We start from the raw sequence: 15,070 nt of genomic DNA, 5'->3' as shown, positions 1-15,070 counted from the left end.
AGAACTGAGTAAGGTAAATTAGCTATTAGCAATTTCTAGTCCCAAATTCAAAATACTAAACCAAAAAAAGCATGAATAGTGTGTGGTTCGATTTGCCACTGGCGGCAGATATTACTAGTCTTGGTAAGTTTAACCCGTTGGCGATCGCTTTCTTTTTTCTGTTTGTTGTAAGTTCTCTAGGCATTACCTATTGGGCCGCAAAGCTCACCAAAAATACAGCACAGTTCTATACAGCTGGTGGTAAAATCAGCGGTTTCCAAAATGGGCTGGCCCTAGCTGGAGACTTTATGAGTGCAGCTAGTTTTTTAGGTATCACTGGGCTGGTGGCACTCAACGGCTTTGACGGCTTAATTTATTCTATCGGCTTCTTGGTGGGCTGGCCGATTGTTATGTTTCTAATTGCCGAACCACTACGAAACTTAGGTAAATACACTTTTGCCGATGTAGTGGCTTTTCGCTTGCAGCAAAAACCTGTACGTATCGCCTCTGCAATTGGAACGCTGGTAGTAATTAGCTTTTACTTAATTGCCCAGATGGTAGGTGCTGGAGAACTAATCAAACTACTGTTTGGCTTTGATTATGAATTAGCTGTGGTCATCGTCGGTTGTGTGATGATGGCTTATGTGATTTTTGGCGGGATGATTGCCACCACCTGGGTACAAATTATCAAAGCAGTTTTGTTACTTGGCGGAACTGTTTTACTAGCTATCTTAGTACTGGCACGATTTGGCTTTAACCCGATCGCTCTTTTCGCTGCTGCATCTGAAAAGTATACAGGTGTATTAGCTCCGGGCAAACTGGTTTCCGATCCCTTTGATGCTATCTCCTTGGGGATGTCGTTGATGTTCGGCACTGCTGGATTACCACACATTCTGATGCGTTTCTACACAGTACCCGACGCCAAAGCAGCGCGGCTCTCTGTTACTTATGCCACAGCTATTATTGGCGTTTTTTATCTCCTTACCTTCATTCTGGGCTTTGGAGCGATGGTACTAGTAGGTCAAGATGCCATTAAGCAAATTGGTACTGGTGGTAATATGGCTGCGCCGATGTTGGCAGAATTTCTCGGTGGTGATGCTTTCTTAGGTTTTATTGCCGCTGTTTCTTTTGCAACGATTTTGGCGGTTGTCGCTGGGTTGACACTTTCAGGTGCAGCTGCATTGTCTCATGATTTGTGGGTAAATGTAGTGCGATCGGGTCATGCTGACGAGTCAGAACAACTAAAGGTGGCTCGCGGTGCAACAATGCTTTTGGGGTTAGTGGCAATATTCTTGGGTATCTTGTTTAAAGGGCAAAATGTAGCTTATATGGTAGGTTTAGCATTTGCGATCGCTGCGAGTGCAAACTTCCCAGCCTTGCTCTTATCCATGCTTTGGCGACGCTTCACAACCAATGGTGCAGTTGCAAGTATGTTAGTAGGAACTGTCTCTTCTTTAGTGCTGATTTATTTGTCACCTACTATTCAGGTAACAATTCTCAAGCACGCTTCTGCACCCTTTCCCCTAAAAAATCCTGGATTAATCAGTATCCCACTGGCGTTTATTGTGGCGATTGTCGTTTCACTATTGAGTACTGAACAGCTGGCACAGGAAAAATTTGCAGAAGTTGAAGATCGCATTCACATTGGTTCTGGGATGTGATTTTGTCATTTGTCATTTGTCATTGTGTAAAGAGGCAGAGGCGCAGGGAAAAGGTTACAGAGGAGAGGAATTTCCCCTCTGCTCCAATACGGTTCAGATAAGCATTTTTCACTTTCCTTATGATCTGGGTAAAGGGTAAGGGGTAAAGGGAAAGGATGTATTCAAAACCTTTTCCCTTTCCCCTTTCCCCTTTAACCAAACCGTATTGCCCCCTGCTCCCCTGCTCTCTGCCCCCTGCCTCTCTGCTACTGTCCAAGTTCTTTGATGTTATCCATCACTTGTTGGTATAAGTCGTTGTTACCTTGACTTTGAAAAATACTTGCTGCTTGTTGTAAGTCCTTGAGTGCCCCCTGTTTGTCTCCATTGGTGGCGCGGGCATTTCCTCGGTTATTGTAGGCAGGGGCAAAGTTACGATTGAGGCGAATGGCTTGATTGTAATCTGCGATCGCACCCTTGGGATCTCCATTGGCAGCACGAGCATTTCCTCGGTTATTATAGGCGATCGCATATTTGGGGTTAAGGAGAATCGCTTGATCGAGATCGTCTATTGCCCCTTTTTTGTCTCCATTGGTGGCGCGGGCATTTCCTCGGTTATTGTAGGCTTCGGCATAGTTGGGATTCAGGCGAATCGCTTCACTGTAATCTTTAACTGCTTCTCTGTTGTTTCCCAGTGAGGCGCGGGCATTTCCTAAGTTATTGTGGGCTTCGGCGTCGTTAGGGTTGATGCGGAGTGCTTGATTGTAATCTGCGATCGCTTTTTCTTTGTCTCCCAAATCAAAGTAAGCTAATCCTCGCGCATTGTAGGCAGCGCCATACTGAGAATTTTGACTAATTGCCTTACTATAAGAAGCGATCGCAGCTTGCAAGTCGCCGTTTAAATGCTGATTCTTTCCCTGAAGATAAAATTCCCCGCCTCTGGATGTTGTAGCTGAACCACGGCTAGGTTGACTAACTCCTATTTCTGTTACTAATACATTGTCATTCTTACTACAAGAAATGCTGCTAGTTGCTGTCAATGTAGTAAAAATAGCTATGGTAAATAAAGTATTTACCCTTGTTCGCTTTTGCCCAAATAAACGCCGTCTCATAAGTTAATATAAACTGCCATAATACCTGAATGGAATTAGTACCAAAATCTATATTTTAATTCTTTAACTCAATAACTATTCTAACTTTTGATAGTCCTTTCAAGTTAATTGACAAATTTCCCTAATATTTTATAGATTTCTCAGATAAGGGAGGAGGAAAGAATTATGAAATTTCAATATTTATTCTTCACAATAACTATATCAATTCTGACATTTGTAGCCTGATGAACAATTTACTCATCCTCAGCTTCACTCTCCTGAGTTTTGGGAATTAGCCGCCAAGAGGTGTTTTTGTCAATATCTACAGATAATTGTTCCAGATTTTCCCCTAAATCTTTTTGGAGTTTCTGAGTTAGTGTAATCGGAAAATCGAAATTAATACCTTGAGTTTGTGCTAGCTTTGCCAATTCTGTAAATGCAGCTTTGATTGTAGTCCGTTCATAACTAGTCAGCTTATAATCATAAGTTTCTGATATATCCTGAGCCTGCATAGCTTTTTTTATACGTTCTTGCAAATGCTCAAATTCTGAATTCAACAACTTCCATTGCTGCTCAACTTGCGAGTATCTAGCACTTAGCGAGCTTAAGTCTTCCATTGCAGGTTCGGGACTGGCTTGGGCTTGTAAGCCTAACAAGTTTAGGTGAATTTGAGCAAGATAAATGCAATCTAGGTAAGCATACTCTATCTGTTCTTCAGTCAGAGGGCGTTTTGCCCAATCGCTTTTTTGTTCTTGTTTATCGATATTATTAAAGCTACAAAGTGCTGTAGCTATAGTCTTGAGTTGGTAGTTGGGTAATGGCAAAAGATAATAGGGAATTTTTTTGGCCATTTCCAAAGTGCAAGTAATATTTTTGGCTTTCTTACTACCGAGAAATTTTAGATCGTAACTCGCGTTGTGAAAAACCTTTTCAATGGCAGAATTTATCATAATTTTATCAATAAATTCAGCTATAATATTAGGCTGGTCTAATACATCTAAAAGATAGACGCGATCGCCACTCATATCTTGAGGATTATCTAATACCTGAATCAGCGATAATCGAGGATTACGACTTTTATAGTCAGCAACTTCTGTATCTATCCACAGTGTTTTAGCGTTTGTATATTCAGCGACAATGGCACGAATTTCGCTAGCCGAAGTAAGGTAGGGCATTGACTAATATTTCCTGATATTTAAGGCATTGTAAGTAAGCCATAGTTTTATAAAGTAACATTTTGTTGGTAAGTTTGCTGACACAGAATTGCAAAAAGGCTGAAGTTTGAAATTCGTCATAAACATCGCCAAATTGACTTAAATCTGATAACATCGAGTCACTACTGTAGAGTGGCATAGTCTACCATCAAAAGAGCTACTCAGCATCTACCTTAAAGTCATAGAGAGCCACAGACTGTGTGTAAAGCCATCCTGGTTAGCAGCCGTCAGAAAAATTGAATTGACATTTCTCAAAACCGGATTGCAAAATCTTAGCTTCAAGAAATCGTCCAAATTTCAATTTTCAGTAACCTGAGCTATTGCTGAAGCACTTTTGCTACTTCACTTTTAATTGTTTTTTTTAAATTTGCTCCTCACCATGACACACACCTCAATTAACCGCTTCAAGTACTCAATTCGGAGATAAATAATGAAAAAACTAATTCTATTGGTAGTTAGTAGCATTTTGGTAGTTGGTACTTTTGGCTGCCAAGAGGCTCCTAAAACTGGTTCAGAAACTCCTAGCACAACTAATGAAGCTGCTCAAGTACCAGCAAAACCAGCTTCGCAGACAAATCAAACTGCCAAAGTTCCAGAAACACAAGCTACTCCTTTAGCAGCTAATACAGGTACGAAAGTTAAAACCGATGCTGAAAAAACGGCAGCAACAAAAGCTAAGAGCGATTTAAAAACTGAAGTTAGCGCAAAGTTGAATAAAGGTTTACCAGGTAACAAGTTACAAGTTGAAAACAAAGAGGGTGAAATTATCCTCAAAGGCACGGCGGCTTCTGTTGAAGAACTCAAGAAAGCTGAAACCTTAGCTAAAGAAGTTCAAGGTGTGAAGACAGTGAAGGTAGAAGCGAAGGTTGATACTGTAAAAAAGCCATAAAAGAATAACTGAAGCTTTCAGTTAGCATTGGCATGAAAGCCAAATAGAGACTTACACAGATGTAAGTCTCTGTTTTTGCTATAGCTATTTTCAGATAAATAGATGATGTGGTGGGGCATTGGTGTCAACTTAACGTGAAACCACTTGTCCGCCGGGAATTGAAATTCCCGTCTCATAGCTCAAGTCATCTGAAGATGACTAAATATCGCCAAAAATCTCCAGTCTACTGAAGTAGACTTAAGCCTATTAGCTCGGAAATTTATTTCCGGGCGGGCATGGAAGCCAATAGTTAAGCTATTTCCAGCTTAAGTTGACACCAATGGTGGTGGGGCTACTCCTACTACTATAGGTTAATAGTTAAAGTCTATAAAAAAGACTGAAAAGTGGTTTCAGTCTACTTGAGTAGACTGAAATTTAGCTATGGCTTATTTATAATTAATCCTATTTTCATCTTTGACTTCCATTATTTGAACCTCGATAAATTCGCTCCATTTGCTCAGGAGAAAGTCGTCTCATTGGAAACCACTCAAATGGAGAAACAGACTGTTTCTCATAAGGTTGAACATCATCCTGCTGGTTTTTAGGTGAACGCATTACTACATTGGTATTTGGAACCTGACTCCTGAACGACTCATCTATTTCTGATTCTAGAAGCTCAGTTTGAGGTAAAACATAAGCGTGCTTCTGGGGATCGTATGCGAAAACTTCTCCTGTTTCAATGTGATAAATCCAAGCATAAATGCTGAGTTCTCCCCGATAGAGCTTAGAGTGAATCACTGGATATGTCCGCAAATTCTCAATTTGAGTAAGAACATTTTCGGCAATCATAATCTCTAGCAGTTCTTCTCCGTCGCAGTCACTGTAGTGATCTATAACTAGCCTTCGAGTTGCTTCTGCATATTTAAGCCAATCATGTACAAGCGGCATTTCATCGCTGAGATTGTGTAACTTCATTAATCCTTTCATTGCACCGCAATGAGAATGACCACAAATAATAATTTGGCGGACATCTAAGGCTTGAACAGCATATTCAATTGTCGCACCTTCACCGCCATTACTTGCCCCATACGGAGGGATAATGTTACCTGCATTGCGAATGACAAATAATTCACCAACTTGGGCTTGTGTAATTAAATTTGGATCGAGACGCGAATCAGAACAGGTAATAAATAATACTCTGGGCTTTTGACCATGTGAAAGTTGCTCAAACAATTTTTGATGTGTCGAAAAATAGCTAGATTTAAATTCGCGCAGACCTTTAATTAATCTCTTCATTACTAAGTTCTATAAATATTTGGGGATTAAGAACAAATCACAGACATCAGATTGAGGTAGTAAAGAGGGCTTTCTTTCTACGTTTTTCCAATTGTAAAGATTACTATATTATAAATTAATTTGGTGCTTTTAATATCCTCTACCATTTGGTTGAGTTGCTTTTTTCTCTTGCTCCACCCTGTTCCTTCGCAGATCGTATTACTGTGTGAGGATGCCTTGAGCCTATTTCAAACTAGTTATATATATCTTGAGATAAAAATGCGATCGCTTTGTTGTCACGATCGACCGAGGATGATAGATCCAGAATAGATGATTCAAACTATACCAACTGATTCTCCTTCGCACTTAAAATATCCTAAGCTCGCGTCTGGTTGAATAGTTGTAATTAAGACTGACGCAAAGACACGCAAACACAGAAATTTTTGGATCACGAGTAATTAGTTAGACATGATATTATCTGCTCTGGGAAAATTTTGATGGTCAGTTTGCGACATCAAAATTTTTGCCGTACACTGAGCGATCGCCTGCGGTAAACCTTTTGGGTGAAGCTTGCAGGCTCACCGCAACGCGTTTACTATAATTTCCAATTCTCCGCCTTACCCTCTTGCGAATTCTTAATTAGTTGATACACTTGTTCTTCATTAGCCCAGGGAACCAGCGCCTATGGTGCACATCAAGCGCGTGGAACTTACGAACTTCAAATCCTTCGGTGGCACTACTTCCGTCCCTTTGCTACCGGGGTGTACTGTCATATCTGGGCCAAATGGTTCGGGTAAGTCTAATATCTTAGATGCACTGCTCTTTTGCCTGGGACTCTCCAGTTCTAAGGGAATGCGAGCCGAACGCTTACCGGATTTGGTAAATAACACTCAAACGGCTAAAGGACGTGCTTCGATTGAGGCTAGCGTCACGGTGACATTTGATTTATCGGATGAAATTTCACACAAAGACGCAAAGGCACAAAAGCAGGAAGTAGAGGAAGTAGAGGAAGCAGGGGAAGTAGAGGAAGTAGGGGAAGCAGGGGAAGCAGGAGAAGCAGGGGAAGCAGAGGAAGTAGGGGAAGAAAATCTAAAATCCAAAATCGCTCGACTGAGCGAAGCCGAAGCCCAAAATCGCTCGACTGAGCGAAGCCAAAATCCAAAATCGGCAGAGTGGAGTGTTACTAGAAGGCTACGAGTCACTCACCAAGGGACTTACACATCGAATTACTATATCAATGGTGTACCTTGCACGTTAACAGAGTTGCATGGGGAACTAAGTAATCTACGGGTTTATCCTGAAGGCTACAATGTGGTACTGCAAGGGGATGTCACCAGTATTATCTCGATGAATGGGCGGGAACGGCGGGAAATTATTGATGAATTAGCTGGGGTGGCAGCGTTCGATCGCAAAATTGTCCAAGCCAAATCAACTTTAGATGAGGTGAAGGAAAAGGAAGATAGCTGTCGGATTATCGAAACGGAATTAACTGCACAGCGCGATCGCCTTTCTCAAGATCGGGCGAAAGCTGAGAAATATCAAAAACTCCGCACAGAATTTCTCGCGAAGCAATCCTGGGAAGCTGTTTTATCATGGCGATCGCTACAAGCACAACAAGAAAAATTAGTTCACGAAATTCAAACAGGCGATCGCAATTTTACTGAACTCACTACCCAACTCACCAACTTAAATTCCGAAATCGTCCAAAAAACTGCTGAACTGGAACAACTCAATGCCCATGTGAAAGCGTTGGGAGAAGAGGAACTTTTGGCGGTACAATCTACCCTCGCCACCCAAGAAGCAGAACGTAAACAACTCCAGCGTCAGCTAACGGAATTACAAACAGCTTCCCAAGAAACCGCCAAACGTCTGACTCAAACTCAGCAAGAGATTCAAAAACACCGTCATTCCCTAGAAGAAATTGCCGAAACACAGGTTGTAGAGGGGCAATCTATTGTCTATTGTCAGCAACAAAGAGATGAAACACAGCAAGCCTTAGAAACCTCCCGCGAAGCCGCCGCAGAAATCGCCTCGGCTTCAGAAGCCTGGGTGCAGCAACAAACAGCATTCAACCGTCAAATAGAAGCTTTGCTGCACACTCTAGAACCGCAACGCACGGAACAAGCACAACTCAGAGAACGCAATAATCAGTTACAGCAGCTTATCCAAGAGCAAACCCAGTTAATTGAACGCGACGAACCCCTATTAGCAGAAAAACAAACTCAGTGTAGTGGAGTTGAAACGGAATTTAACACCTCTAGCGAACCCATCCAAAATTTAGCCCAAAATCTCTCAGCCACAGAACAAGAACTGCAAATCCAACAGGAAACTCAAAAACGGTTACTTTCCGAACAACGAGAAAAACAACGCCAGTTGGATAAAATCGAGGCGCAAGCGCAAGCACAGCAAGAAGTCCAAGGAACCCAAGCGAGTAAAGTCATTTTACAATCGGGAATGCCTGGACTTTGTGGCTTAGTTGTGCAGTTAGGAAAGGTAGAACCCCGCCATCAGCTAGCCTTAGAAATGGCTGCCGGGGGACGCTTGGGACATATCGTGGTGGAAGATGATAGTGTAGCCGCAGCAGGTATTGAACTGCTCAAACAGAAGCGTGCAGGGAGGGCGACTTTTTTACCCCTGAATAAAATTCACGCTCCCAAATTTACTCAAGATGCAACGCTGCGTTTTGCTAGTGGCTTCGTTAATTATGCTGTGAACTTAGTCGATTGCGATCGCCGTTACAAAGATGTATTTAGCTATGTTTTCGGGAACACGGTGGTATTCGCCAACCTGGAAGCGGCGCGGAAAAATTTAGGATTGTATCGCATCGTCACCTTAGACGGGGAACTTCTGGAAACTAGTGGTGCAATGACTGGTGGTAGCAACACTCAGCGTTCGGCGTTACGGTTTGGTACGGGGGAAGCAGCAGAATCTGATGAAGCGATCGCTTTAAAAAGTCGCTTAGTGGACATTGAACGGGTTTTAGAGCGTTGTACAGAAGCGATCGCTACTTTGTCAGCTAGAGCCAAAAAACTTACACAAGAATTAACAGAAGCGCGTCAAGCACGGCGAGAACAGCAGTTGCAATTGGAGCAGTTGCAAAAAGACATTAAGAGTTTAACAGCGCAATTAGAGGGGACGCGATCGCAACTCGCCCAAAACAGCGAAAAGTTAGCCACTGCTCAATCTCGATTAGAAATTTTAGAGCGGGAATTACCTGGACAAGAAAATGAGTTGCAACAATTGCGACACGCTTTAGCAGAGTTAGAAGCATCCCAAACCCCCAGTGAATGGCAACAAATCCAGGCAACCATTAAAATCCAAGAGCAACAATTGCAACAACGCGAAACAGCGTTACGGGAAGCGGAACAAAGATTAAAAAATTTAGAAAATCAGCAACAACGTTTGCAAGAAAAAATCCAAGAAGGGGAAGAGCGAATTAGCCAATATCATCGCGAACAAGAGGCGCAACAAAATCAACTAAATACCCTCAGCACTCAGCACTCAGCACTTAGCACTCTCATCACCCAAACCCGCGCCAACCTAACTCAAATGGAGCAAAATTTGGGCGAAGAGAAACAAAAACGCGACGCTACAGAACTGGAAGTGCGATCGCATCTTTTGCGTCAACAACAATTGGAATGGGAAATCCAAAAACTCCAAGAAACCCAAGAGAAGCGGCGGGAAGAACTAATTGCACTGCAAAACCAATTACGAGATGTGGGAGCAGAATTACCAAATCCCTTGCCAGAAGTTCCAGATAAAGTAGATTTAGAAGAATTACAGAAAGAATTGCGATCGCTTACCAAACGCCTACAGGCAATGGAACCTGTGAATATGCTGGCGTTAGAAGAATACGAACGCACGCAAAACCGTCTCCAAGAACTCACGCAAAAATTAGAGACACTAGAAGGGGAACGCACCGAACTACTTTTGCGGATTGAAAACTTTACCACATTGCGGCAACTTGCCTTTAAAGAAGCTTTCGATGCTGTCAACGAAAACTTTCAATCAATTTTTGCCATTCTTTCCGATGGCGACGGCTTCTTGCAACTCGAAAATCCCGAAGATCCCTTTAGCAGCGGACTGAATTTAGTTGCGCACCCCAAAGGTAAACCCGTACAGCGCCTAGCTTCAATGTCTGGGGGAGAAAAATCACTCACAGCCTTGAGCTTTATCTTTGCCCTGCAACGCTACCGTCCATCGCCATTTTACGCCTTTGACGAAGTAGATATGTTCCTAGATGGAGCAAACGTAGAACGATTAGCTAGAATGATTAAACAACAGTCACAACAAGCGCAATTTATAGTTGTTAGTTTGCGTCGTCCGATGATAGAATCAGCCGAACGCACAATTGGCGTTACTCAAGCACGAGGAGCTTACACTCAAGTTTTGGGGATTAAGTTACAATCATCCAATACATCTGCTTGAGTTTTTGTTAATAATAGTGTATAGATAAACCACGTAATGTGTGACTTTCTCTCAAACCTAACCCCCAAACCCTTCCCTACCAGGGAAAGAGAGCAAAAATCAAAGCCTCTCGTTCACTGGGATAGAGCGATGGAAGTGGGGTTACAAGAAAAAGTTGCACGTCGCGTTAAACCGGATTCGAGATCAGGACTCGGTATAGAATGACCTCCGAACAGATAATTAGGCGTTCCGACATATTAAATACCCAGGTGATTACCCGCGACAATGGCAAGCGGCTAGGCATTATCAGTCAAGTCTGGGTTGATATCGATCAACGAGAGGTTGTGGCTCTTGGTTTGCGAGACAGCCTGATCTCCATTTCGGGCATACCGCGCTATATGTACCTCAACAACATCAGCCAGATTGGTGATGTCATCCTGGTTGATAACGAAGATGTCATTGAAGATATCGAAGTTGAATCTCTCAGTAATTTGATTAACTGGGAAGTAATTACAGAAACAGGTGAAGTCTTAGGCAAAGTTCGGGGCTTCAAGTTCAACGGCGAAACTGGCAAGCTTAACTCCATAGTTATTGCTTCTTTAGGATTGCCCCAAATTCCCGATCAATTTGTGAGTACTTACGAGTTCTCTGTAGATGAAATTGTCAGCACTGGCCCCAATCGGTTGATTGTGTTTGAGGGAGCCGAAGAACGAGTAGAGCAGTTGACAGTTGGTTTACTAGAGCGCCTGGGTATCGGCAAAGCACCTTGGGAGCGAGATATAGAAGAAGAATACGGCTATACTCCACCACGCCAAGTTGCACCAGGTAATCAACTGCCTAGTGGAGTGCCATTGCAGCCACCCAGGCAAAAAGTTCGCGCTCCCGAACCCGTAGCGCGGGAAGAAGAATGGAATGAAGACTATGTGGAAGAAGAAAGGCCACAGCGTCAGGTAATGAAGGCGCGGCAGTATGAATCTATTCAATACGAAGAAGATGAGGAAGAAGATAACTGGAGCGAGGCAACAGGCAACGACAGGTATCAACAACCGCAGCCGCTAAAATATGAAGCCCAGCCCTATAACAAGCCTTATGTTGACGAATACGATGATTATGACGATGTAGACGGCGATGCTTGGGAAGATGCACCGAAGCCTGTGAATATTCCTAAGAAAGTCAAGGAAAGGCAGCCAGAATACGAAGAAGAAGGCGGATATTAATTCGTAATACTTTGGCTACGCTCAGTACAAGTTCGTAGTTCGTAATTTTCGGCTTAGATTACAAATTATTTCTCTGATAAATTCAGCCCTCTCTTTGCAAGCAATGAGGGGGCTAATTTTTTAGGATAAGTGAGGGGGTGGAGAATGCGCTATTGGCTCAAGGGTAGATATTCAATTCGATCCTGGTATTCATCCTCAAACGAAGCTTCCACAATGATGATTAATTCTTCAACAGTAGACTTCTTGCATAAGTCGGGTAAAGGGTAAGGGTTAAAGGGAAAAGGGATAGAATTAACATTCCCCTTTAACCTTTCCCCCTTTCCCGACCTCTTGCAAAAGGCACTTTTGCAAGAGACTTCATGAGCTGCGCTCACAAGGAACTGTTCATCCAACAAATACCGGATTGCCATTAGCTTTCCTGTAAATGCTTTGGAGCGTTTTCTTCCTGCATTCGCCGAAACCTCATCCTGGCAGGAGAAGGATTTCGCTGTTGTTCTTCGCGCATGGTTCGAGAAAATTCCAACCAATCTACCAGATACGCATCAACCCCTGAACGATGATGCAAGTAATACAAAATCGTGGCGTAAACCTGTTCCAATGTTACTGTATGAAATTGTTCGGCAATTTCTTCTGGTGTTTTGCAGCGATAGATATACTCGTAAAGAATGCTCTCAATCCCAATGCGGGTTCCTTTGAGTCGAATGTCATCTGGTGCAAGGGTGTTGAAATACTCTTCCAGTTTCATAAAGCAAGACCCCACGAATGAACATTCCACTTCAATCATAGAAGAACAAACGCTCAAACAGTGTGTAACTAATTAGTTAAGTGTTCAGAAACTCACTAAAAACTGCTAGCGTCAAACAAAGTAAAATATCGTTGTGGACTTTCGAGCTTGAAAACCCGTTCTAATTACTGGCAGTTGCTGCCTTATATACAACTCCAGTGGCAAACCATTACCAAGGGACTTATTGGTATCTTAGGATACGTGCTGGCGACTTTAGTATTAATTAATCTTGCCGGGAAATTGGCAATTCCCTTTGCCCAAGGTAATGTAGTCGCGATCGCTCAAATAACTGGCAGTTGTGCTTTAGTATTTCTTGTTAGAGGATTGTTTCAGTCTATACAAGATATGTACATGGCGAAAGCTGCTTTGCGAGTTGCTTTTCATCTCCGCCAGCAAGTCTACGCACATCTTCAAAAGCTAAATCTCAGCTATTTTGAAACGGCAAAAGCTGGTGATTTATCTTACCGCCTCACCGAAGATGTTGACCGCGTTGGCGAAGTGGTAAATAAAGTATTTCACGACTTTATCCCCTGTATTTTGCAGTTGCTAGCAATTCCAATTTACATGATTTACCTAAATTGGCAACTGACACTAGCAACGGTGATAATTGCCCCACTCATGGGTATTTTAGTCGGCTGGTTTGGCGAACGGTTACGCAAGTATTCCTTAAAAAGTCAAAATCGAGTGTCGGGTTTATCAGCCATTCTCGCGGAAGTTTTCAACGGGATTCGTTTGGTACAGGCTTTTGCTGCCGAAAATTACGAAATCGCCCGCTTTGGCGATGAAGCTGAACGCAGTCTCAAAGCCAAATACTCAGCCGAACGTCTGAAAGCAATTCAGATTCCGATCATCGGATTTCTGGAAGCCTTAAGTGCGTTATCGTTACTGATTGTGGGAGCTTGGCAAATTTCCCAAGGTAACTTGACAGTGGCGAATTTTTTCAGTTATCTGGCGGCGGCGGCGTTGTTAATCGATCCCATTGGTCATACTACTAACAACTACAACGAATTTAAGCAGGGTGAGGCATCTGTTGACCGCGTTTTTGAATTGATGGCAATTCAGCCAACGGTAATCGAAAAGACAAATGCGATCGCTCTCCCTCCAGTCAAAGGCAAAGTAGAATATCGTCATATTTCCTTTGCCTATAAACCAGGTGAACCTGTATTAAAAGATATCAGTTTATTGGTATCGCCAGGTGAAGCGATCGCACTTGTGGGTGCTTCTGGTGCTGGTAAAACCACATTTGTGAATCTTTTACCCCGTTTTTACGACCCCGAAGTTGGTCAAATATTCATTGACGATGTTGATATTCGGGATGTGAAGTTGCATAGTCTGCGGCGACAAATTGGGATTGTTCCTCAAGAAACCATCATGTTTTCGGGGACGATTGCTCAAAATATCGCCTTTGGACAATATATTTTTGACATAAAAGCAGTTAAAGAGGCGGCGAAAATTGCTAATGCCCATCAATTTATTAGCCAACTACCAGAAGGTTATAAGACTTGGGTAGGCGAACGTGGGGTAAACTTATCTGGTGGACAGAGACAAAGAATTGCGATCGCTCGTGCTGTTCTGCTCAATCCCCAAATCTTGATTCTTGATGAGGCGACATCAGCATTGGATTCCGAGTCAGAAGCGTTGGTACAGGAAGCGCTAGAAAGATTGATGGAGAAACGGACAGTGTTTATTATTGCTCACCGTTTATCGACAGTGAGAAGGTGCGATCGTATTTTAGTTCTCGAACAAGGACAAATTGTCGAATCGGGAACCCATGAAGAATTATTAGCCTTAGAGCGTCGCTATGCGCGGTTTTATGCCCAGCAGTTTAGTTAGAGGTAGGGGAAGTTTGAGATTTTGAGACAACCGAATTAGTTTTTGAGTTCACAAAATCGGTTTTTGAGCTAGAAGAATGAGTATCTATGTATTCAATACCCAATACTGTCATACCAAATACTTCCATCTTCCATAATGGTATTACTAAAAATAGCCTTACGAATGTTATAAAAGCCTTCGACCGAACGCAAATCGGCATTGCTGAAGTTAGCACCATCGAAAGAGGAGTGGTTCACGAAAGCATCCCTAAGAATAGCATGGCTGAAATTAGCGCCATCAAAACCGCATTGGTACATTTCGGCTCTGCTCAAGTTGGTATTGACAAAGGAAGTATTGATGAAGTTAGCTTGACCACCTCTAGCCTCGCTCAAATTAGCGCCGTTAAGGATAGCTTCATTCAACTGAGTTCCTTCCATATAAGCTCCCCTGAGATTAGCACCACTGAGATTGGTATTGTCCAAGTGAGCAGCTTCCAAAAAGGCTCCTTCCAAGTTGATCCCACTCAGGTCAGCCCCACTCAGATCGACCGCTCTCATGAATAAACCAGTTCTGCTGCAATTAACACTCCAAGCGAAGTTTCTTTCTCCCGCTTCATACCTATCCAACATTTCTTCAATATCCATAAGGGACTTCCAAGAAATAAATTATCCATCTTGTGGAGTGGGCATCTTTCCATTGGTGTCAAGTTAAAGCAGATGCCCAAATGTCAAGCGACCTTGAGGCGTTGCGTCGGTGTCGCTGACGAACAGCTTTAACCAATCCCAT

11 protein-coding genes are annotated in these 15,070 nt (G+C 42.8%); 5 read left to right on the top strand and 6 right to left on the bottom strand.

The window, feature by feature from the left end; all coding sequences use genetic code 11:
* Nucleotides 1-71 precede the first annotated feature (71 nt).
* Complete coding sequence (locus V7K45_RS27245) at nucleotides 72-1,640, top strand: sodium:solute symporter family transporter (protein WP_335008209.1); 1,569 nt, start codon at nucleotides 72-74, stop codon at nucleotides 1,638-1,640.
* A gap of 245 nt (nucleotides 1,641-1,885) precedes the next feature.
* Here V7K45_RS27245 and V7K45_RS27240 read toward each other — a convergent pair whose 3' ends face one another.
* The 3 genes from V7K45_RS27240 to V7K45_RS27230 form a co-directional block, all read right to left on the bottom strand.
* Nucleotides 1,886-2,728 (bottom strand): tetratricopeptide repeat protein, encoded by an 843-nt coding sequence (locus tag V7K45_RS27240; RefSeq protein ID WP_335008207.1) that lies wholly within the window; start codon nucleotides 2,726-2,728, stop codon nucleotides 1,886-1,888.
* 233 nt (nucleotides 2,729-2,961) lie between these two features.
* Nucleotides 2,962-3,882 carry a ribonuclease D gene (locus V7K45_RS27235; protein ID WP_335008205.1) on the bottom strand — a complete coding sequence of 307 codons (921 nt, stop codon included), beginning with the start codon at nucleotides 3,880-3,882 and terminating at the stop codon, nucleotides 2,962-2,964.
* On the bottom strand, nucleotides 3,860-4,060 hold the full coding sequence (locus V7K45_RS27230; protein WP_335008204.1) for a hypothetical protein: 201 nt from the start codon (nucleotides 4,058-4,060) through the stop codon (nucleotides 3,860-3,862). The genes V7K45_RS27235 and V7K45_RS27230 overlap by 23 nt, the downstream gene beginning before the upstream one ends.
* Before the next feature lie 291 nt (nucleotides 4,061-4,351).
* Between V7K45_RS27230 and V7K45_RS27225 the strand changes: the two genes are divergently transcribed.
* Nucleotides 4,352-4,810 (top strand): BON domain-containing protein, encoded by a 459-nt coding sequence (locus tag V7K45_RS27225; protein WP_335008202.1) that lies wholly within the window; start codon nucleotides 4,352-4,354, stop codon nucleotides 4,808-4,810.
* A gap of 447 nt (nucleotides 4,811-5,257) precedes the next feature.
* On the opposite strand, the gene V7K45_RS27220 is transcribed toward V7K45_RS27225, so the two are convergent.
* Nucleotides 5,258-6,085, bottom strand: a complete 828-nt coding sequence (locus tag V7K45_RS27220; protein WP_335008200.1) for a carbonic anhydrase — start codon at nucleotides 6,083-6,085, stop codon at nucleotides 5,258-5,260.
* Nucleotides 6,086-6,748: 663 nt separating this feature from the next.
* Between V7K45_RS27220 and smc the strand changes: the two genes are divergently transcribed.
* Nucleotides 6,749-10,492: a chromosome segregation protein SMC gene (gene smc / locus V7K45_RS27215; protein WP_335008198.1), complete on the top strand. Its 3,744-nt coding sequence runs from the start codon at nucleotides 6,749-6,751 to the stop codon at nucleotides 10,490-10,492.
* 200 nt (nucleotides 10,493-10,692) lie between these two features.
* Nucleotides 10,693-11,688 (top strand): PRC-barrel domain-containing protein, encoded by a 996-nt coding sequence (locus V7K45_RS27210; protein ID WP_335008196.1) that lies wholly within the window; start codon nucleotides 10,693-10,695, stop codon nucleotides 11,686-11,688.
* A gap of 409 nt (nucleotides 11,689-12,097) precedes the next feature.
* Here the strand turns inward: V7K45_RS27210 and V7K45_RS27205 are convergent, their stop codons facing one another.
* Complete coding sequence (locus tag V7K45_RS27205) at nucleotides 12,098-12,433, bottom strand: DUF433 domain-containing protein (protein ID WP_335008195.1); 336 nt, start codon at nucleotides 12,431-12,433, stop codon at nucleotides 12,098-12,100.
* A 147-nt stretch (nucleotides 12,434-12,580) separates the two neighbouring features.
* On the opposite strand from V7K45_RS27205, the gene V7K45_RS27200 reads away from it, so the two are divergent.
* A complete protein-coding gene (locus tag V7K45_RS27200) occupies nucleotides 12,581-14,305 on the top strand; it encodes an ABC transporter ATP-binding protein (protein ID WP_335008193.1) in 1,725 nt (574 codons plus the stop codon).
* Between the two features lie 92 nt (nucleotides 14,306-14,397).
* Here the strand turns inward: V7K45_RS27200 and V7K45_RS27195 are convergent, their stop codons facing one another.
* Entirely contained in the window at nucleotides 14,398-14,928 is a 531-nt protein-coding gene (locus V7K45_RS27195; protein ID WP_335008191.1) for a pentapeptide repeat-containing protein, read from the bottom strand.
* Between the last annotated feature and the right edge of the window lie 142 nt (nucleotides 14,929-15,070).

Source organism: Nostoc sp., from assembly GCF_036917375.1.
Classification (GTDB): Bacteria; Cyanobacteriota; Cyanobacteriia; order Cyanobacteriales; family Nostocaceae; genus Nostoc.
Note: the sequence above shows the minus strand (reverse complement) of the source record. Positions and strands in the feature narration are given on the sequence as shown.